This is a genomic window from Wolbachia endosymbiont (group A) of Cydia amplana (genome assembly GCF_964028495.1).
GTDB lineage: Bacteria > Pseudomonadota > Alphaproteobacteria > Rickettsiales > Anaplasmataceae > Wolbachia > Wolbachia pipientis.
Genome location: NZ_OZ034792.1, coordinates 346534 through 367380 on the forward strand (window position 1 = coordinate 346534; position 20847 = coordinate 367380).

Below are 20847 nucleotides of genomic sequence, written 5' to 3' on the forward strand. Positions count from 1 at the left end.
AAAAAATCTAATTATAAGGTGGGAAATGCCAATTCTTAGGTGATAATGTGAATATTTCAGCACCATCTTTTGTCACTCCAAGTGTATGCTCAAATTGAGCAGAAAGTGAAAGATCGCGTGTTGTTACTGTCCAGTCATCGAGTTTACTGAGCAGAGTCTCATGTTTTCCAGCATTAATCATTGGCTCTATTGTAAAAAACATACCTTCCTTTAAGACAAGATCTTCATCTTGATCATAGAAATGCACTACATTTGGTGGAGCATGAAAGACTTTTCCTATACCATGTCCGCAGTAGCTGCGTACGATAGAATATCCAAAATCTCTAATATATTTCTCTATAGCAAGCCCTATTTCATTTAACTTATTGCCGGGCTTAACTTGTTTGATTGCTTCCATCAACGCATTATAAGTAGCATCACATAAACGTTTTGCTTTGATTGATGGTTTGCCAACCCAAAACATGCGACTTGTATCACCATGCCAACCATTTAAAATCACCGTGACATCAATATTTAAAATATCTCCATCTTTAAGCGGTTTATCATCGGGAACACCATGGCACACAACTGCATTTTTTGAAGTGCAAATTGATTTTGGATACCCCCTATAGTTTAGTGGTGCTGGAATTGCACCTGCATTAATTATAAAGTCATGGCATAGATCATTTAATTCATTAGTTGTCACCCCTACCTTTACGTACGGTGCAATGAAATCAAGAGTTTCAGCAGCAAGCCTGCCAGCCTTGCGCATAAATTCAAAATCTTCTTGTGAGTGTATAGTTATGTTCATATTTTCCATGTCTTATTATAATTGGTACGCTTACTTGCAGTACATAAATGTAATAACTTTGCGTATTATGAAAATAAGCCCTATGGATCCTAGCGTCAAGTCATTTGTATGAAAGGTGGTCAAGCAAGAAGTCTATTTAATAATCTGAACTATACAACTATTATCTCAGGATAATCTGAAGGTTTTTTGTGATAGTAATCGATGCTCTTAGAATTCACCTCAATGTAAGTATTATAGATACGATTCTCAAAACCACCTCTCTCTTGTTTTTTAGAGATACGCTTTTCTTCAATTTGTTCTATTGATAGTCCACTTTCTTTGCCTAATGCATGTATGACCTCAAGTAAATCGGCTAACTCTTCAAGATTTTCATCTGGAGTTTTAGAGGCAATAACTTCCTTTGCTTCTTCTAAAAGTTTATCTTTGAGACGTTCAATGTATTCATCTTTTTCCATCACCCTCTCATAAACAATAATTCCATGGGAACGTATAATTTCAGTTGTATGATCACGAACCAATTTATTAATTTTGAAACAATGTTTTTTATTCATAATGTTTCCTTTGATAGATATAAGAATTTCATTCAGTAAAATTAAACTGTAACTTTTGATTTAACCCAATTATACAATTTACTCATTTTACCATCTTGTCCTAACATACCAGAGTTATTTTTATAAAAAGTGTCAACTATTAGCTTTATAGAACCTATAGCAGCAGAAAATACAGGATTTTTATCATATTCGCCATCAAGGCCACTGAGAGATTCAGGGGACCCAATTCGAACTTGTTTATTGAATATATAGCCTGCAATTTCCTTCATGCTTGTAAGTTGACTAGTTCCACCTGTGATCACTACTTTATTAATTGGATCTTTCTGCTCTTGAAATTGCTCTCTTACCATTTCAAGTATTTCTTCAACTCTTGGTCTTATGATGTTAATAAGCTCAGATTTGAATACTTGAGTAGGTTCATCATTTTCACTATTTTGGACTGTAATATATTCGTTCTCATCTATTGAAGTTACGATAGTGCTACCATACAGTATTTTTATATACTCTGCACGTTCTATGCTTGTGCATAGCCCGTAAGCAATATCTCGAGTGATATGAACGCCACCAATTGGAACGCTGCTTGCATACACAAGTTTCCCTCTTTTGAAAATTCCAATTGCAGTGCACCCACCGCCTATATCAACAATAGCAGTCCCGAGCTCTTTTTCATCTTCACTGAGACACGCAAGACCTGCAGAATATGCAGAAGCAATACAACCTGCCATATTTAATCCACCATTATTGGTAATACAGTTTTCAATATTGGTAAGCGCTGGACGCGAAGCAGTGACAACATTAACATCAGCAGATAGTCTTTTTCCGTACAATCCACCAACTTCTTTTATGTCAGTCATGTCATCTAAGTGATATTTTAGTGGTATATTGTGAATGATAACATTGTCTTCAATATATTTCTCAAATGTTTGAAAAACTAAACGTCTTATATCACGCTCAGAAATCTCATGGTTAGCTGCAATAATTTCATTATGTACATTGAAAGATGAGATGCCACATCCAGCAATGTTCACATATATCTGATCTATGGTTTCTTCTGATACTTGTTCAGCTAAACCTATAGTTGATGAGATGGAGTAATTTGCGTGTTTTACATTAGTTATTGATCCACCGTTTACACCTTCTGCAATCTTATAACCCGTTCCTGTTACTTTATAGCTGAAGTTGCCATTTATCTTAACGATTAGACAGATAATTTTTGTTGTACCTATGTCTAAAACAGCAAAAACATTTCTCTTTGGTTTTGCTATTACTGCAGAGTACATTAGTTAACCTTATTACGCAATTTCATTTAAATTGTAGCTTTCTTTAATAATTTATATTTCTATTATAGATATAGCAACATTTTAATATACACTAAATTCTGGACAAAAGGAAAAGTAAAACATAGAATGATAATTTTTATGTCCATATTACCAATTGTAATTGTCCCTGATGAAAGACTAATCACACGTGCCAGTGAAGTAACAGATATAAACGATAAAATTAAAGAATTAGTAAACGACATGTTCGAAACTATGTATGATGCAGAAGGTCTTGGCCTTGCTGCAGTGCAAGTTGGAGTGTTAAAGAGAATTTTTGTTATGGATATTCAGCTAGAAACAATTGAAAATGAGCCAGCAGGATATGGCTCAACTGGCAAATTTTACATGATTAATCCTGAGATTACAGAATTATCCGATGAACAAGTAATTCTCAAGGAAGGATGCCTTTCAATTCCAGAGCAAAGTCATGAAATTAAGCGTCCAAAGTATCTAACTGTGAAATATAAAGACTTAGATAATGAAGAACAAACACTAAAAGCTAGTGGTTGGCTTGCAAGGTGTATTCAGCATGAATTAGATCACTTAAACGGCATATTATATATTAGACATTTATCTAAATTAAAGTATGATATGGCGATGACAAAAGCACAAAAGATTAAAAAGCAATATGAGCAATAAAGACCTAGAATTATTAAAATTTTACCATGAAGTGGGCGTTGATTGCACACTAATGGAGGGTGAAGAGGAAAAAAAATTGGAGAGCAAAGAGAGTGTGCAACCCTCTGTTATCCAAACTGGGACCCAGAAGAAAGATGCAGATACGCGCTGGGGTGACACTAAAGATGGAAAAGACATGTTTCCAAGTGATTGGATAATTGAAGCAAGGAAACTTGCAGGTAAATGTGGTAGTGTGGATGAATTAAGAAGTGCAGTAAAGTCATTTGAAGGTTGTGAGATAAAAAAAACTGCAACTAATACTGTCTTTTCCGATGGTAATCCAAATGCAAAAATTATGCTCGTTGGTGAAGCTCCAGGAGCAAATGAAGACCTTCAAGGCATACCATTTTGTGGTGCAAGTGGAATGTTGCTCGATAAAATGTTAAATGCAATCAATCTTGATCGCACCAAAGTTTATATAAGCAATACCGTATTTTGGCGCCCACCTGGCAATAGAAAGCCAACCGACCTAGAGCTTGATATGTGCAGACCATTTGTCGAAAAACACGTTGCACTAGTTTCACCACAAATTTTAATTTTGGTCGGGGGAATCGCATGTTATAGCCTTCTTGACAGCACAAAAACTATATCGAATTTGCGTGGCAGATTTCATACGTACACTAACCAATATTTGTCCAATTCAATCACCACAGCCGCTATATTTCATCCAGCTTACCTACTTCGCCAACCGGCACAAAAACGTTTAGCCTGGGAGGACTTGAAGAAGATTAGGGAGTATCTTGATAACACCAATAACTGCACAAATACCTAATAAAGTGGTAGACCTCTTGCATAGTTTTTTGCAGCATGTTAACAATCGTTAGAAACGAAAAAACTTCCTTGACAAACTCCGCCAGCCCCCTTATCATGAAACTGAAGCTATTGTATTTGCTTTCGCCAATCTGCAGATTAAAAGGTAAGGATTACTTAATGTATCGGCGTCTTATGTTCAATTTTTTGCAGTATATAGATACTGTATGTCTTTACAAAACTTCATCTACATCTAGGTTTTTATCTAAATAAGCTGAACGCGCTTATAAAGCGTTACAAGACATCAAAAAATGCCAATACTCGACAGAGATAGTAAAAGACTAGCTAACTCGGGGATTCTTTGTCTTTTTTTCTGCTTAGTAAATTTCTTAAACATTTGCAGCGTAAGTTAGTTGCAATTAAAAGCAGCTTAATCTTGCTTGTCAAGCGTTTAAAACATAAAAAACGCCAATATTTTAAAGCGGATAATAACCCCAGGGCTTCTTTTGCCTTTTTTTTCGTTTGGTAAATTTCTTAATGTTTGTAGCTAAACGACAATCGTCATCCCGCTACGTGTTAGCGGGATCTATGCTTTGAGATACCGCGAATAAATCGCGGTATGACGTAGAGCTCGCGTTAGCTACACTTTTATGCTTACCAACTCAGTATCCAATCAAAACCTGGATTTCAGTGTCAAGCACTGAAATAACACCGAAAGGGCTACTGCTGTCTTGGATGGGAACCAGTGTCAGCTACTTGAATCTGCCACGCAAATTGCCTGCAAATTGCAATGTTCGTACAGCTGTGCGTCATGCGCTGGAATGGCATCAAGGGGTAACTTTTTATTTAAACAATGATTGTAAAATGATTATAATAAGAGATCTATTGAAATTTTAAAGTTATTAAATATTGACGCTATATACTTAAGTGTTAAAATAGAATGAAAAGTTTTTAGGAGTTTATATGGCAGCAGGTGGGAAAGCAAAGACAGCTAGTAAAAATAACCCTACTCAGCGTAAGAAAGCTGAGCAAAAAATGTATAAAGATAAACCGGTAAAACCTGTTAGATATATAGATCGTGATTCGCGCATGAATTATATGTCTGCTCAATATGACAACGGCAATCTGGTTGAAGATGAGGTAAGCGGCAATCCTATAAAGTGGGAAGCTGTATAATAGTTGTGGTTAAAGTTACTATTAATTCTAAGGAATGTGAAGTAGAGCATGGGCTCACTATAATTCAAGCTTGTGAAGTCGTGGGCGTTGAAATTCCACGTTTTTGTTATCATGAGCGTTTAGCAATTGCTGGTAACTGCAGAATGTGTTTGGTTGAAGTGGAGGGTGGACCTCCAAAACCAGTAGCCTCTTGTGCAATGCCAGTTGCAGAAGGGATGGTTATTCACACTGATACCCCTAAGGTTAAAAAAGCACGTGAAGGTGTGCTTGAGTTTTTGCTAATTAACCACCCGCTTGATTGCCCAATTTGCGATCAGGGTGGTGAATGCGATTTGCAAGATATCACGATGGCTTATGGGAAAGGAACCAGCAGACTTGATGAGCATAAGAGGGCTGTGCCAAAAAAACACTTCGGACCACTGATTGAGACTGCGATGAATCGATGCATTCATTGCACTCGGTGTGTTAGATTTTTGTCTGATGTTGCAGGTACAAATGAACTTGGAGGAATCGGAAGGGGAGAAAATGTAGAGATTAGCACTTACATAAAAAGGCATATTAGTTCTGAATTATCTGGAAATATCATAGATCTCTGCCCGGTAGGAGCTTTAACTTCAAAGCCTTACTCCTTTACAGCGCGTCCATGGGAGCTATCACATTGTGAGACTATAGATGTGCTAGATGCTGTGGGTAGCGCAATTAGAGTTGGTTATCGTGGCCCGGAGGTTATGAGGATATTACCAAGGCTGAGCGAAGAGGTAAATGAAGAATGGATATCAGATAAAACCCGCTTTGCCTATGATGGACTAAAAGTTCAGCGTCTTGATCGACCTTATATAAAAAAAGATGGTAAATTAGCCCCAGTTGATTGGAATGAGGCATTAACTGTTGCTGCAAAGAAATTAAAGAATACAAAATCAAATAAAATAGCTGCAATTGCAGGTGATTTAGCAGATTGTGAGTCTATGCTTCTACTTAAAGAAATGATGCAGAAGCTCGGCTCGGGAAATATAGATTGCAGGCAGGATGGTGCAAAACTTATACCAAATAATCGTGGATCGTATGTGTTCAATACCACTATTGAAGGTATAGAGAATGCGGATTTGTGTCTGCTTATAAATACAAACCCAAGGATAGAAGCACCGATCATTAACGTAAGATTGAGAAAGAGATATTTACAGGGCAACTTTCCTGTTGCAAGTGTTGGTCCTAACATTGAATATTTGTATCATGTTGAGAAATTGGGCGATAATCCTGATATTTTGAGTGAAATAGCAAATGGAAATCATAAGTTCTGTAAGTTGCTGAGTGCTGCTCAGAGCCCTATGCTGATTATCGGTCAAGATGCATTAGTAAGAGACGATTCTGAATCAGTTCTAGTTCTAGCTGGCAAAATTGCAGAAAAATTTAACATGGTCAGAGATGACTGGAATGGCTTTAATATGCTGCATAAAGCTGCAGCAAGAGTTGGTGGGCTAGATATTGGGTTTGTTCCTAAAAAAGGCGAAAGGGATATTAATCAAATATTGGAACATGCAGAAAGTGGTGAAATAGAAGTTGTTTATCTTCTTGGTGCAGATGAAATTGACACATCAAAGTTAGAAAACACATTTGTAATTTATCAAGGTCATCACGGTGATAAGGGTGCACATGTGGCAGATGTTATCTTGCCTGGTGCTGCATATACAGAAAAATATGCAACTTATGTAAACACTGAAGGTCGAGTGCAAAGAACAAATTTAGCTGTATTTCCTCCAGGTGAAGCAAAGGAGGACTGGTTAATTATTAAAAATCTCTCGCAATATTTGGATCTCTCCTTACCATATGATAGTTTATTTGACGTGAGAAAAAAATTAGATACTATCGGTCCACAGTTTAGAAATGCTGATCAAGTGATAAAAAACACATGGGTACCAATCAGCAATGGTAAAATAAATTTAAGTAATACACCTTTTACTTTAAAGGAGTGTAATTTTTATATGACGGATTCAATAAGTCGCGCTTCAAAAATAATGGCAGATTGTACTAAAGCTTTTTATGAACACGCTAGTTAATATTTTATTTATTTTAGTACCGCTACTACTTTCAGTTGCATATTTGACATACTTTGAGCGTAAGGTCCTTGCTGCAATTCAACTGAGGCACGGCCCGAGTGTAGTTGGACCTTTTGGGCTATTGCAGCCATTTGCAGATGCTATTAAGCTACTGATTAAAGAGCCGATAATACCATTTAGAGCGAGCACCATACTGTTCATTATGGCTCCAATGCTTACCTTTATCTTGGCATTAATTGCCTGGGCAGTTATACCGTTTGGTGCTGAAGTAATTGTAGAAAATGGCCAGCAAGTAGTTATTCCTAAGGTTATAGCAAATATTAATGTTGGAGTGCTTTACGTGCTAGCTATATCGTCGCTGGGAGTATACGGCGTAATTATTGCAGGCTGGTCAAGCAATTCTAATTATGCATTTCTTGGTGCTATACGGTCGGCTGCTCAGATGATTTCATATGAGGTTTCAATAGGCTTAATAGTTGCTGCAGTCGTTATTACCACTGGAACATTAAATCTTGGAGAGATGGTGGTAGCGAAACACAATATGCCATTTTGGGTTGATTTACTACTAATGCCTATAGGAATAATATTTTTTATTTCTTTGCTTGCAGAAACTAATCGTCACCCATTTGATTTACCAGAAGCTGAAGCAGAGCTAGTCTCTGGATATAACGTTGAATATTCATCCATGCCTTTTGCCCTCTTTTTTCTTGGAGAATATGCAAATATGATTCTAGCAAGTGCTATGATGACGATATTCTTTCTAGGAGGATGGTATCCTCCGTTAGAACTTGGTTTGCTTTATAAAATTCCAGGTTTAATTTGGTTCGTTTTGAAGATAATTATACTTTTATTCGTATTTATTTGGATTAGAGCAACAATACCTCGTTATCGATATGATCAGCTAATGCGCCTTGGTTGGAAAGTATTTCTACCAATATCGGTGCTTTGGGTAATACTCATTTCAGGGGTGTTGCTCTTTACTGGGAATTTGCCTGGATCCAATGTTTAATTTCCCAAATACAAGATTAAGACGCAGGCGCTCGAGCAAATGGGTTCGCAATTTAACAAGTGAAAATAGTTTATCAGTAAACGATCTGGTTCTTCCTCTGTTTGTTCATGACAGAGAAGAAACAACTGAACCAATTTCTGGCTTACCAGATGTAAAGTGTTATTCAATAGATGGATTAGTGTCTATAGTTAAGGAAGCTAAAGATTTAGGAATTAATGCTGTTGCAATTTTTCCTGTAGTTGATAGTAAACTAAAATCTGAAAACGCTGAGGAAGCATATAATTCTGACAACTTAATCTGCAGAGCAATTTGTGCTGTAAAATTAAAGGTACCTGAAATTGGTATTATTGCAGACATTGCATTGGATCCATACACTATTCACGGCCATGACGGCATTTTAAAAGATAATCAGATGGATGTAGAAAACGATGAAACCGTGTCGATATTATGTAAGCAAGCACTTGCTTTAGCAGCATCAGGATGTGATGTAGTTGCTCCTTCTGATATGATGGATGGTAGAATAGGAAGAATCAGAAAATCATTAGATGATAACAATTTTCAAGACGTATTAATATTATCTTATGCAGTAAAATACTGCTCTAGCTTCTATGCTCCATTCAGGCAAGTCGTTGGTTCATGTGGGCTATCACATTCTATAGACAAAAGTGGTTATCAAATGGATTATAAAAATGCGCGCGAAGCAATGTGCGAAATTGAAATGGATATAAATGAAGGTGCAGATTTTATTATGATTAAACCAGGTATGCCATATTTGGATATTATCAAAACAGCAAGTGATAAGTTTAATTTTCCGATTTTTGCTTACCAAGTAAGCGGTGAGTACGCAATGATAAAAGCTGCTGCAAATAATGGCTGGCTAGATTATGACAAGGTGATTTATGAATCTTTGATTGGTTTCAAACGTGCGGGTGCAAGTGCAATATTCACTTACGCTGCACTTGATATTGCAAAAAATTTAAGTGCATAAGCCCTATAAAATTATTAAATTTTTGGCGCACGTTCTTCTACTGTTGCTGCATATTACCTAAAATCTTCCAATACATGTTTTAAGCTATTGATAAGTCTATTACAATACAGTATTATAAATAATATAAACCAAGTGTTACTTAGAACATGGGGATTTTTTTTAAATTTTTGGGGAAGATGCTAGGCAAGGTTTTTCCTGCTAAAACAGTAAGCTCTCTTTTAGGAATAGGATATTTACCAAGTTGGCAGAACTATTGGTCTTCTTTTTTAATATTATTTATTGTCGATGTTATATTAATTCTTACATATGGAGGCGAATACTTACTATATAAAATGCCAGACTCAGGAATAGTCGTAGCTGCTGTTTTTACAAAATTGGCAATAGTTATGTTAGTAATGCAATTAATTGGAATATTTATTTTTCATGCTCAAGACCCTTCAGCAAACAGTGGTGAAGAAATAGTAATACAAATAGCGTCAGGGCAAGTACTGACTGTAGCACTTTCAATGCCGGCAATGATGTCGATTTATTATGCTGTAAGTAAACTCTATGGGAATATATGTAAGCAGATGTTTCAATGCCCATTTTGGTTTAATGATTTTATGCACTTTTTCTTTTTTCTTATGATACCTTACGTATTTTTTAATGTCGTAGAAGTGATAAAACCATGGCCAATAAGTTCAATACAGCTCAGCTATAATAATGCAATGTCAATTACATTTGAGGGGATTTTTCACACATTTTATGCGGTGATTTTACTGTATTTAACAGCATTTATATTCTGCGATTTAACTATGCATGATGCAATTGTCCTAAATAAAAGCATAATTCAGTATGTGAGGGAAAGTTCAGCAGTTTTAGGTGATTATTTACATGATACTGTTAAAAAAATAGGTATTGAATAGTACTTATTTATTTATATATTTAGTATAAAAAGTGTGAAATTTGTGTGAACTTACAAAGTATAATAAAAGAGTTACAAGATTTTTGGGCTAGTGAAGGATGTGTTATACTTCACTCATACACATCTGAAGTTGGTGCTGGCACATTACATCCTGCAACAATTATGTCTGCAATTGATACAAAACCGGCAAAAATTGCATATCTACAACCAGTAATTAGGCCAGCAGATGGGCGCTATAGTGATAATCCTAATCGTTTGTATCAACATTACCAATATCAAGTTATAATAAAGCCATCTGGTAATAATTTACAAGACGTCTATTTAGATAGCTTAAAAGTTCTTGGCATATCTACAGAAAAATATGATATTAAGTTTGTTGAAGATGATTGGGAAAACCCAAGTGTTGGTGCATCAGGACTTGGATGGGAAGTTACATGCAATGGAATGGAAGTAACACAGCTTACTTATATACAGCAAGTTGGAGGGATTGACTGCAAGATGATTCCTGGTGAGGTGGCATATGGGTTGGAACGTTTAGCAATGTGCATACAAGGTGTAGATAATGTTTACGATATAATTTGGAACGATAACGGTGTAACTTACGGAAATATTTTTAAACAAAGAGAATATGAATTTTCTTATCTAGCATTAGATTATTATGATACTAAAGTGGTACAGCAGCAATTCGAAGATACGGAAAAATTGTGCAAGTTCCTTATTGAAAAGGAGCTACCAATGGCAGCTTATGACCAATGTATTAAAACTAGTCACCTACTTAATCTGCTTGATGCAAGAGGTGTGCTTGGTGTGAATGAACGTACAGCTTATATTGGTAGAGTTAGAGAGCTGACAAAAAAATGTTGTGAATTGTACATGAGTAAATAGCGTATGTCGTTGCAGTTGTTATTTGAGTGCCTTTCAGAAGAAATACCACCGAGAATGCAGAATGTAGCTGTAACTCAAGTTAAGAGCTGTATTGCCAATGTTTTTAACAAAAATAATGTAAAATTTACATCAATGGAGGTTTTTGTAACAGCACGTCGCATTACCCTATTTGTCGACAACATAAATGCTTTGGAGCTAAAGGATTCCAATAACGAAGTTAAGGGACCAAACATTAACGCACCAAAAAGTGCTATCGAAGGTTTTTTAAGAAAATATCAGAAAAATGAAGAAGATTTGCTCGTTCGAAAAGTAAATAATGAGGATTTTTACTTCATTAAAAGAGAAAGCTGCTCATTTAACATTCAAGAGTTTCTTAAAAATCAACTAGGAGAAATATTAAAAAATTTCTCTTGGCCAAAAAATATGAGATGGGGCAAAGGAAAAGAAAGGTGGGTTAGGCCAATTAAAAACATTTTATGCATTTTAAATGACGAAATAATACCTGTGTCTTTTGCAGGGATCACAGCATCTAACACAACATATGGCCATCGATTTCTCTCAAGTGGTACAGCGTTAACTGTTAAAGCACCTAAAGACTATTTTGAATTGCTAGAAAAAAACAGTGTAATTCTCCAAATGGACAAAAGAAAGCAATTTATACTAGATCAGATTAATAAATTCACAAAAGAGCAGAATTTACAACTTGAGAAAAATGATTATTTACTAAATGAATTGACAGGGCTTATAGAGTGGCCAATCGTGCTGTTTGGTGAAGTAAATCAAGAAAAGTCATTTGGATTACCGAAGGAAGTAATACTTAGTATAGTTAATACACAACAAAAATACCTTGCTTTAAGTAATGGAAAGAGAATTTCACACTTTGTCACTGTTGTCAACGTCAACAATGGTGAAGTTGTTAAAGGGCACGAAAGAATATTAGAAGCACGTCTTGCTGATGCCCAATTTTTAATATCTCAAGATAAAAAGGAAAATCTAGATTATTATGTCAAAAAATTAGGTTCGATATTATTTCATGCTTCTCTTGGCAGCGTTGGAGAAAAGGTAAAGCGTATTACGGCTCTGTCAAAGTATATAGCTATATTTATTCCACATGCTTCGCTGATAAAAGTTGAACGCGCTGCATATTTGGCAAAAGCTGATTTGGCAACATCGATAGTAAGAGAGTTTCCAGAATTACAAGGAGTAATGGGTGGATATTATGCTTCTTATTTTCAAGAAGATAAAGAAATAGTGGAAGCTATAACTGAACACTATAAGCCAATCAGATCGGAGCAAGAATGCCCTAAATCCCCTTCAGCAATTGCTGTGTCAATTGCAGACAAAGTGGATAGCTTAGTTGGTTTAATTGCAGCAGGTGAAAAAATCTCTGGTTCGTATGATCAATTTAGTTTGCGGAGAATGACAATTGGTATAATTAGGACAATACTTGAAAATAATTTGCATGTTCCAATTAGGCTATTGATAGACAAGTCAGTATCTTTATATTCAAAACTTCTATTTAATAAAAATACAACGTCAGCTGATAAGCCAAATAGAAAACAAATTTCAGAATTAGTATTTAAATTCTGCTTAGAAAGATTCAAGGTTATTTTAAAAAATAGAGATATAAGACAAGATGTCGTAGATTCAATACTATATAAAATCGATATTAATGATCTGCTGACAGCAGAAAAGCAAACTGTTATATTGGATCGTTATCTTAGTACGCCAGAAGGTGAACAGATTCTAAGCACTTACAAAAGAGTCAGTAACATGATGAGCAAAGTAAGAAAAAGTGATGGCACTACTTATAGTGCATCTTACGGTAAGAGGTTTTTGATTGAAAGTGAAGAAATTGCGCTATCAAATTGTGCTATAACTGCTTGTAAAAACATAAAACAAGCGATAAAAAATAACCACTTTAATGTAGCACTTGATGAACTTGCTGGTTTTGCTCCGTTTATCAATCAGTTTATGGACAGTGTAAAGATTAACTGTGATTCTGATAAACTGAGGAGAAACAGATTATCTTTGCTTGAAAATGTAGTTTCCATCTTTCATTTAGTAGCAGATTTTAACCTCATACAGGTTAAGCAATGGATAAATGCTCAGGCAATATAAAGAACAAATCAAATCATCTCCACAGTCCTGTGGCGTGTATAAGATGGTTGGAGATAAGAATAAAGTTTTATATGTTGGAAAAGCAAAAAACTTAAAGTCGAGATTATCCGACTACCTTCAATTCGAAAACCTTTCTGAACGAATTAGAGTTATGCTCTTACAGGTTATTAAGGTTGAAATATTCATCACTGAGAATGAAATCGAAGCACTGCTTCTTGAAGCACAGCTAATAAAATCATTGAAACCACTTTATAATATTGTGCTCAAGGATGGAAAATTTTATCCTTATATAACAATTTCCAAGCACGATTATCCAAGAATAGCAAAATATAGAGGCAAATTTAAGAAAAATGAGTTTCATTATTATGGTCCCTTTACATCTGCCGCTGCTGTTAAGCAAACTATATTGTCATTGCAAAAAGCTTTTCTCCTAAGAGTATGTTCAGATCAATACTTTTCCTCAACAAAAAGACCATGTATTGAATATCAAATTAAGCGCTGCTCAGCACCATGCATAAACAAAATCACAAAAGACGACTACTGCCAATCAGTAAAACAGGCACGAAATACATTGCTTGGAAGAAATAAGGAAGTGAAAGAACAGTTACTTTTCACAATGAGAAAGTGCAGCAGTGAAGAAAACTATGAGCTTGCTGCTATATATAGAGATCGGGTAAAGTTTCTTGAGCAAATTCAAATACAGCACACGGATTTTTCTTTTGAAAAAGATGCAGATTTCTTCAGTATTGTACGTGAAGAGGATCTAGCATGTATTAGTGTGTTATCGTTCAGAAATAAAGACAACTACGGCAGCACTCCTTACTTTGCCGAGAACTGTGGTGATCACTCAAATGATGAAATTTTATCCACCTTTTTGGTCAATCTTTATAATTCAGCTAACATACCTCCAATACAAATTTACGTTCCAGATTCTATTGTGGATAAGGAAATTATAGAACAAGCACTATATAAGGTTGCTCAAAAGCCAGTAAAAGTTCTGCATGCAAAGAATAAAAAAGAGCGTGATTTATTGAAATTTGTTTATGATAACTCTCAGCATAGCTTAGAGCAGAAGCTTATCGATTATAGAAATAACCTAGAAAAGCTTGAGGAGCTTAGCAAAATCTTCTTGTTACCAAATATTCCAAAGCGTATTGAGGTTTATGACAATAGCCATATATTTGGAAACCAACAAATTGGTGTAATGGTTGTTGCAGGGCAGGAGGGTTTTTTAAAAAGTGAGTACAGAAAATTTACTATAAAGGAAAAATTTTCAGGCGATGACTATAAAATGATGAGGGAAGTGCTAACCAGACGTTTCTCCGGCAATATAAAAGGCATAATACCTGATTTTTTACTGATTGATGGTGGACCAGGACATGTTTCCATAGTACAGAATGTACTGGAAGTATTGAATATAAACGTTCCTTTTGCTTGTATGGCAAAAGGTCCTGATCGTAACGCAGGAAATGAAAGATTTTATATGCTGGGCAGGGAAGAATTCAGTCTGGCAAATGACAGCAAAGTCATGCTTTACTTACAATCGCTGCGTAATGAAGCCCACCGTTTTGCGATAACTTCACATAGAAAAAAACGCGATAAACAGTTTATAGTTTCACAATTAAGCAAAATACCCGGCATTGGCAACAAAAGAAAAAAAGCGTTGATGTCTTATTTTGGTTCAGTGAAAAATATAAGCAAAGCTTCTCTGGCTGAAATTCAAAACGTACCTGGAATTAGTAAAGGTTTAGCAGAAGTCATTCTTAAACACGTAAATTATAAGAGAGGAGTACTGGAATGACACAAAACCCGTTTTATTATTAGGGAATTTATATCTTAAAACCGCAAAAAAAGGTGTGCGTATTTGTGAAAAAAAATCTCCATGAAATTTAATGTGGTGGGACTAGTGCGATTCGAACGCACGACCTTCAGATTAGGAGTCCAACGCTCTATCCTGCTGAGCTATAGTCCCGTGTTTCCTACCATTCATGTAAAGTTATAGCAAAAAATCCTTTCTTTTCTAGATTTCTTGCATAACCAATTTATGACGACAAAAAACATTTCTGTACTTCTTGAGTATAATGCTATTATATTTAATAACATGGTTTAAGTAAGATTAATGCTAGTTAACAATATTGGTTATTTCTATAACAATCAAAACGACTTTGCTTTAAGCAATATAAACATTAAAGTAAAGAAAGGAAATGTTGCATGTTTATTGGGGCATTCTGGCTGTGGCAAGTCAACAATTTTGAAATTAATTGCGGGGATAGAAAATCCAAAATCTGGAACTATTTTTATAAATGATAGGTTAGTTGCAAGTAATAAGGCATCAGTCGCTATAGAGCATAGAAATATCGGATTGATTTTTCAGCATTCTGCATTATTTCCTCACAAAACAGTAGTAGAAAATATAACCTTTGCTATCCGCAGCTCTTCCAAGAGAGAAAAGCACCTAATTGCATTGGAAATTTTGAAGTTACTCAATATAGAAAAATACGAAAATATGTACCCTAACGCCTTATCTGGAGGACAGCAACAATTAGTTGCAATAGCAAGAGTGATGGCACAAAACCCTGATGTTGTGTTGTTAGATGAACCATTTTCTAATTTAGATATACTGCTCAAGTGCCGAATAAGACAACATATATTGTCCCTTTTTAGAAGTAAAAATATCCCTGTGCTAATGGTAACTCATGACCCGCAAGAAGCATTGAAAGTTGCAGATTTTATCTACGTAATGAAAAATGGTAAAATTATTCAATCAGGAGTTTCTAGCGATATATACCATAGGCCTCAAGATGATACGCTAGCAAAGTTTTTTAGTGAGCTCTCTTCTACTCTACAGTTAAGCGAAAAGTTTCCACTTATTCGCTGCAAGAAAATAATCTAGTCTGGAATTGTTATAAAATAATTAAAAAACCTTGATTTATAATTAAATAAAGGTGATATAATCTATGTGTTACTTGACTTCAGTCAAGTTTTAATATTTAAAGGTCAATATTTTAAATGGAGGTGAAAATGAGTTTAGGACCATGGCAATTGTTTCTAGTCTTAATAATAATTTTAGTTCTGTTTGGTGCAGGCAGATTACCGCAAGTTATGGGTGATTTAGGAAAAGGCATCAAAAACCTTAAACAGGAGCTTAAGGACTCAGAAAAATTATCGTCTAACGAACCAGATCGTTAGCGTCCTCATACTTCGTGACATGCACCTTAGTGCATGTCATCTGTTTAAAAACTTAGTCAGGTTAAAGAATGAAAGAGATGAAGTATTGGTATGAAATAAATAACAAATATTGAAATACAGCAACAACTATGTTAGCTTAGGAGGAATATTTTATTAAAAGATAATTGTGCAAAAAAGTGAGAAACTAACTAAAGATAAAAAACTAGCTTCTGATATTCTAAAAGAGGTTGCAGATACCAATAACAATGATAGCAATAAAGTAACTTTGTTTGACATTAAAACAGCTTTGCATGAGCGCGGTTTTGGTATTTTAATAATCATCTTCTCCTTGCCGCTATCGGTGCCTATACCGGTTCCACCTGGTTATACAACTATTCTTTCTATACCTTTAATCTTATTCTCACTGCAGCTTCTATTTGGATTTGATTCTCCTTGGATGCCCAGTTGGCTAGAAAGAAGATCTTTTCAGCGTTCAACACTAGCTCTTGTGGTAGAGAAAACTTCCCCTGTATTAGAAAAAATAGAAAAATTCATGAAGCCAAGACTGTCTTTCATTTTCTATGGGCCTGGTGAGAAGATTCTGGCTTTTATGATGTTGCTTTGTGCAATAATAATAGCTCTTCCATTACCTTTTACTCACTTCCTTCCTGCAATTGGCACAACTCTTATTTCACTTAGCATTATGAGTAAAGACGGGTTTCTATCCATATTGGGAGTTTTAGTATCGTTGTGCGCGTTGTTGCTTACTCTTGTTGTAATAGTCAAAGGACCACAACTTATAACCGGAGCACTTTCTCTTCTTAAAAGCTTTACAACACTTTAACAAAAGAACGAATTACTAGCGCAAAATGAATAATGCATATTGAAATAAAACAATAATTGTGTTAAGAATTATTTTTATCAAAGGTTTTTCGTGTCAAAAAATGATAAGTTGACTAAAAGTGATAAATTAGCTTCTGATATTCTAAAAGAGGTTGCAGATACCAATAACAATGATAGCAATAAAGTAACTTTGTTTGACATTAAAACAGCTTTGCATGAGCGCGGTTTTGGTATTTTAATAATCATCTTCTCCTTGCCGCTATCGGTGCCTATACCGGTTCCACCTGGTTATACAACTATTCTTTCTATACCTTTAATCTTATTCTCACTGCAGCTTCTATTTGGATTTGATTCTCCTTGGATGCCCAGTTGGCTAGAAAGAAGATCTTTTCAGCGTTCAACACTAGCTCTTGTGGTAGAGAAAACTTCCCCTGTATTAGAAAAAATAGAAAAATTCATGAAGCCAAGACTGTCTTTCATTTTCTATGGGCCTGGTGAGAAGATTCTGGCTTTTATGATGTTGCTTTGTGCAATAATAATAGCTCTTCCATTACCTTTTACTCACTTCCTTCCTGCAATTGGCACAACTCTTATTTCACTTAGCATTATGAGTAAAGACGGGTTTCTATCCATATTGGGAGTTTTAGTATCGTTGTGCGCGTTGTTGCTTACTCTTGTTGTAATAGTCAAAGGACCACAACTTATAACCGGAGCACTTTCTCTTCTTAAAAGCTTTACAACACTTTAACAAAAGAACGAATTACTAGCGCAAAATGAATAATGCATATTGAAATAAAACAATAATTGTGTTAAGAATTATTTTTATCAAAGGTTTTTCGTGTCAAAAAATGATAAGTTGACTAAAAGTGATAAATTAGCTTCTGATATTCTAAAAGAGGTTGCAGATACCAATAACAATGATAGCAATAAAGTAACTTTGTTTGACATTAAAACAGCTTTGCATGAGCGCGGTTTTGGTATTTTAATAATCATCTTCTCCTTGCCGCTATCGGTGCCTATACCGGTTCCACCTGGTTATACAACTATTCTTTCTATACCTTTAATCTTATTCTCACTGCAGCTTCTATTTGGATTTGATTCTCCTTGGATGCCCAGTTGGCTAGAAAGAAGATCTTTTCAGCGTTCAACACTAGCTCTTGTGGTAGAGAAAACTTCCCCTGTATTAGAAAAAATAGAAAAATTCATGAAGCCAAGACTGTCTTTCATTTTCTATGGGCCTGGTGAGAAGATTCTGGCTTTTATGATGTTGCTTTGTGCAATAATAATAGCTCTTCCATTACCTTTTACTCACTTCCTTCCTGCAATTGGCACAACTCTTATTTCACTTAGCATTATGAGTAAAGACGGGTTTCTATCCATATTGGGAGTTTTAGTATCGTTGTGCGCGTTGTTGCTTACTCTTGTTGTAATAGTCAAAGGACCACAACTTATAACCGGAGCACTTTCTCTTCTTAAAAGCTTTACAACACTTTAACAAAAGAACGAATTACTAGCGCAAAATGAATAATGCATATTGAAATAAAACAATAATTGTGTTAAGAATTATTTTTATCAAAGGTTTTTCGTGTCAAAAAATGATAAGTTGACTAAAAGTGATAAATTAGCTTCTGATATTCTAAAAGAGGTTGCAGATACCAATAACAATGATAGCAATAAAGTAACTTTGTTTGACATTAAAACAGCTTTGCATGAGCGCGGTTTTGGTATTTTAATAATCATCTTCTCCTTGCCGCTATCGGTGCCTATACCGGTTCCACCTGGTTATACAACTATTCTTTCTATACCTTTAATCTTATTCTCACTGCAGCTTCTATTTGGATTTGATTCTCCTTGGATGCCCAGTTGGCTAGAAAGAAGATCTTTTCAGCGTTCAACACTAGCTCTTGTGGTAGAGAAAACTTCCCCTGTATTAGAAAAAATAGAAAAATTCATGAAGCCAAGACTGTCTTTCATTTTCTATGGGCCTGGTGAGAAGATTCTGGCTTTTATGATGTTGCTTTGTGCAATAATAATAGCTCTTCCATTACCTTTTACTCACTTCCTTCCTGCAATTGGCACAACTCTTATTTCACTTAGCATTATGAGTAAAGACGGGTTTCTATCCATATTGGGAGTTTTAGTATCGTTGTGCGCGTTGTTGCTTACTCTTGTTGTAATAGTCAAAGGACCACAACTTATCATTGGGGCATTTTCTTTTCTCAAAAGCTTCGTATATGGTTAGGCTTTACAACACCTTAACAAAAAAAAAGGAGCTTTTTACACCTATCGATAAAGATCATGTGAAAATGTATGTTTGCGGACCAACAGTATATGACACAGCACATATAGGCAATGTACGGTCTGTTGTTGTGTATGATGTGTTATTTCAGCTACTTAAGTTTTGTTATGGCAAAGTTACCTATGTGCGTAACATAACCGACATTGATGATAAGATAATTAATGCAGCAAGTGAAAAAAATAGCAACATAGAAAGTATAACCACATATTACATTAAAGCTTTTCATGATGATATGGAAAGCATAAATTGTAAAAAACCAACATACGAACCAAAAGCAACGGAAAACGTAGATTACATTATAAAATTAATTGAACATTTGCTGCAATCAGGCCACGCTTATGAATCTGACAAACACGTGTATTTTAATATAGAATCTTACCATGAATATGGTGCTTTATCAGGAAAAAAAACTGATGAATTGGTTCCAGGTAGCAGAGTTGAAGTTAATGAAAATAAAAAGCACCCTGGAGATTTTGTGCTGTGGAAGCCTGCAAATGATATTGACTACAAACTTTCAAGTTATTGGAATAGCCCATGGGGAGAGGGCAGACCTGGATGGCATATAGAATGCTCAGCAATGTCATATGCTTACCTTGGCAAAGATTTTGATATTCATGGTGGCGGCATAGATTTACAATTTCCTCACCATGAAAATGAAATTGCACAGAGTAAGTCTGCATTTGCTGGATCAATGTTTGCAAAATACTGGATACATAACGGCTTTCTTACAGTAAATGAAGAGAAAATGAGCAAGTCCTTATTTAATATAGTCAAAGTAAGAGATTTGCTAGATAGTGGAATAAAGGGTGAAGTAATACGCTATGCACTGCTCAAAACTCACTACAGAAAACCACTTGATTGGACAGAAAACGTTATTTCTGATGCACAGGAAACCTTAAATAAATTTTATCGGTTATTACGTGGTTTAGATACAATAAGTATTGATGAAAGTAACGCAGAGATTTCTAAAGATTTTATAGACGCTTTAAAAAACGACTTAAACATTCCTGAAGCTCTAGCTATATTACATGAAATGGCTGCAAAAATTAACAAAATGAGTAATGAAAGTGAAAAGCTTAAATTAACTGAGAGTTTTGTTAAGAGCGCCAGATTTATTGGTCTTCTTGAGTCAAGTTATCAAGAGTGGTTTACTGCTGGTGTGAGTCATCAAGAAATAGAAAGATTGATAGATTTAAGAAGAGCAGCAAAACAAAATAAAGATTATAATACTGCAGACAAAATAAGGGACCAGTTGAAACAAATGGGGATTACAATTTCTGACAATGAAGATGGTACAACAACCTGGTAAACT

The 20847-nt window shown here is 35.2% G+C and carries 20 protein-coding genes and 1 tRNA gene; 17 read left to right on the top strand and 4 right to left on the bottom strand.

Going from position 1 to position 20847, the window contains the following annotated elements:
- Positions 1-7: 7 nt before the first annotated feature.
- From map to ftsA, 3 genes are all read right to left on the bottom strand, one after another.
- Positions 8-790, bottom strand: a complete 783-nt coding sequence (map, locus tag ABWU40_RS01710) for a type I methionyl aminopeptidase (RefSeq protein WP_141456790.1) — start codon at positions 788-790, stop codon at positions 8-10.
- Positions 791-939: 149 nt separating this feature from the next.
- A complete protein-coding gene (locus tag ABWU40_RS01715) occupies positions 940-1341 on the bottom strand; it encodes a nucleoside triphosphate pyrophosphohydrolase (protein WP_015588808.1) in 402 nt (133 codons plus the stop codon).
- A gap of 41 nt (positions 1342-1382) precedes the next feature.
- On the bottom strand, positions 1383-2621 hold the full coding sequence (gene ftsA, locus ABWU40_RS01720) for a cell division protein FtsA (RefSeq protein WP_015588807.1): 1239 nt from the start codon (positions 2619-2621) through the stop codon (positions 1383-1385).
- Between the two features lie 138 nt (positions 2622-2759).
- Between ftsA and def the strand changes: the two genes are divergently transcribed.
- From def to uvrC, 10 genes are all read left to right on the top strand, one after another.
- Positions 2760-3299 (top strand): peptide deformylase, encoded by a 540-nt coding sequence (gene def / locus ABWU40_RS01725; protein WP_353279264.1) that lies wholly within the window; start codon positions 2760-2762, stop codon positions 3297-3299.
- Positions 3289-4110: a uracil-DNA glycosylase family protein gene (locus ABWU40_RS01730; RefSeq protein ID WP_015588805.1), complete on the top strand. Its 822-nt coding sequence runs from the start codon at positions 3289-3291 to the stop codon at positions 4108-4110. The genes def and ABWU40_RS01730 overlap by 11 nt, the downstream gene beginning before the upstream one ends.
- Before the next feature lie 941 nt (positions 4111-5051).
- Positions 5052-5264 (top strand): hypothetical protein, encoded by a 213-nt coding sequence (locus ABWU40_RS01735; RefSeq protein WP_006279675.1) that lies wholly within the window; start codon positions 5052-5054, stop codon positions 5262-5264.
- 5 nt (positions 5265-5269) lie between these two features.
- On the top strand, positions 5270-7318 hold the full coding sequence (gene nuoG / locus ABWU40_RS01740) for an NADH-quinone oxidoreductase subunit NuoG (RefSeq protein WP_141456792.1): 2049 nt from the start codon (positions 5270-5272) through the stop codon (positions 7316-7318).
- A complete protein-coding gene (gene nuoH, locus ABWU40_RS01745) occupies positions 7302-8327 on the top strand; it encodes an NADH-quinone oxidoreductase subunit NuoH (protein WP_015588803.1) in 1026 nt (341 codons plus the stop codon). The genes nuoG and nuoH overlap by 17 nt, the downstream gene beginning before the upstream one ends.
- Positions 8320-9315 carry a porphobilinogen synthase gene (gene hemB / locus ABWU40_RS01750; protein ID WP_015588802.1) on the top strand — a complete coding sequence of 332 codons (996 nt, stop codon included), beginning with the start codon at positions 8320-8322 and terminating at the stop codon, positions 9313-9315. Before nuoH ends, hemB begins: the two co-directional genes overlap by 8 nt.
- Positions 9316-9461: 146 nt before the next feature.
- Positions 9462-10220: a phosphatidylglycerophosphatase gene (locus ABWU40_RS01755; RefSeq protein WP_138265045.1), complete on the top strand. Its 759-nt coding sequence runs from the start codon at positions 9462-9464 to the stop codon at positions 10218-10220.
- A gap of 44 nt (positions 10221-10264) precedes the next feature.
- Complete coding sequence (locus ABWU40_RS01760) at positions 10265-11104, top strand: glycine--tRNA ligase subunit alpha (RefSeq protein ID WP_015588800.1); 840 nt, start codon at positions 10265-10267, stop codon at positions 11102-11104.
- Between the two features lie 3 nt (positions 11105-11107).
- Complete coding sequence (gene glyS / locus ABWU40_RS01765) at positions 11108-13225, top strand: glycine--tRNA ligase subunit beta (protein ID WP_141456793.1); 2118 nt, start codon at positions 11108-11110, stop codon at positions 13223-13225.
- Positions 13209-15026, top strand: a complete 1818-nt coding sequence (gene uvrC, locus ABWU40_RS01770; protein ID WP_141456794.1) for an excinuclease ABC subunit UvrC — start codon at positions 13209-13211, stop codon at positions 15024-15026. The genes glyS and uvrC overlap by 17 nt, the downstream gene beginning before the upstream one ends.
- Positions 15027-15120: 94 nt before the next feature.
- On the opposite strand, the gene ABWU40_RS01775 is transcribed toward uvrC, so the two are convergent.
- A tRNA-Arg gene (locus ABWU40_RS01775) sits at positions 15121-15197 on the bottom strand.
- 147 nt (positions 15198-15344) lie between these two features.
- Here ABWU40_RS01775 and ABWU40_RS01780 point away from each other — a divergent pair.
- The 7 genes from ABWU40_RS01780 (at position 15345) to cysS (ending at position 20844) form a co-directional block, all read left to right on the top strand.
- Complete coding sequence (locus ABWU40_RS01780) at positions 15345-16118, top strand: ABC transporter ATP-binding protein (RefSeq protein WP_141456795.1); 774 nt, start codon at positions 15345-15347, stop codon at positions 16116-16118.
- Between the two features lie 128 nt (positions 16119-16246).
- Complete coding sequence (locus ABWU40_RS01785) at positions 16247-16414, top strand: twin-arginine translocase TatA/TatE family subunit (protein WP_006013840.1); 168 nt, start codon at positions 16247-16249, stop codon at positions 16412-16414.
- 166 nt (positions 16415-16580) lie between these two features.
- Positions 16581-17237 (top strand): exopolysaccharide biosynthesis protein, encoded by a 657-nt coding sequence (locus ABWU40_RS01790; RefSeq protein WP_010962397.1) that lies wholly within the window; start codon positions 16581-16583, stop codon positions 17235-17237.
- 90 nt (positions 17238-17327) lie between these two features.
- Complete coding sequence (locus ABWU40_RS01795; RefSeq protein ID WP_353279268.1) at positions 17328-17984, top strand: exopolysaccharide biosynthesis protein; 657 nt, start codon at positions 17328-17330, stop codon at positions 17982-17984.
- 90 nt (positions 17985-18074) lie between these two features.
- Entirely contained in the window at positions 18075-18731 is a 657-nt protein-coding gene (locus tag ABWU40_RS01800; RefSeq protein WP_353279268.1) for an exopolysaccharide biosynthesis protein, read from the top strand.
- A gap of 90 nt (positions 18732-18821) precedes the next feature.
- Entirely contained in the window at positions 18822-19478 is a 657-nt protein-coding gene (locus ABWU40_RS01805) for an exopolysaccharide biosynthesis protein (protein WP_264378196.1), read from the top strand.
- Complete coding sequence (gene cysS / locus ABWU40_RS01810) at positions 19471-20844, top strand: cysteine--tRNA ligase (RefSeq protein ID WP_264378195.1); 1374 nt, start codon at positions 19471-19473, stop codon at positions 20842-20844. The genes ABWU40_RS01805 and cysS overlap by 8 nt, the downstream gene beginning before the upstream one ends.
- Positions 20845-20847: the final 3 nt, after the last annotated feature.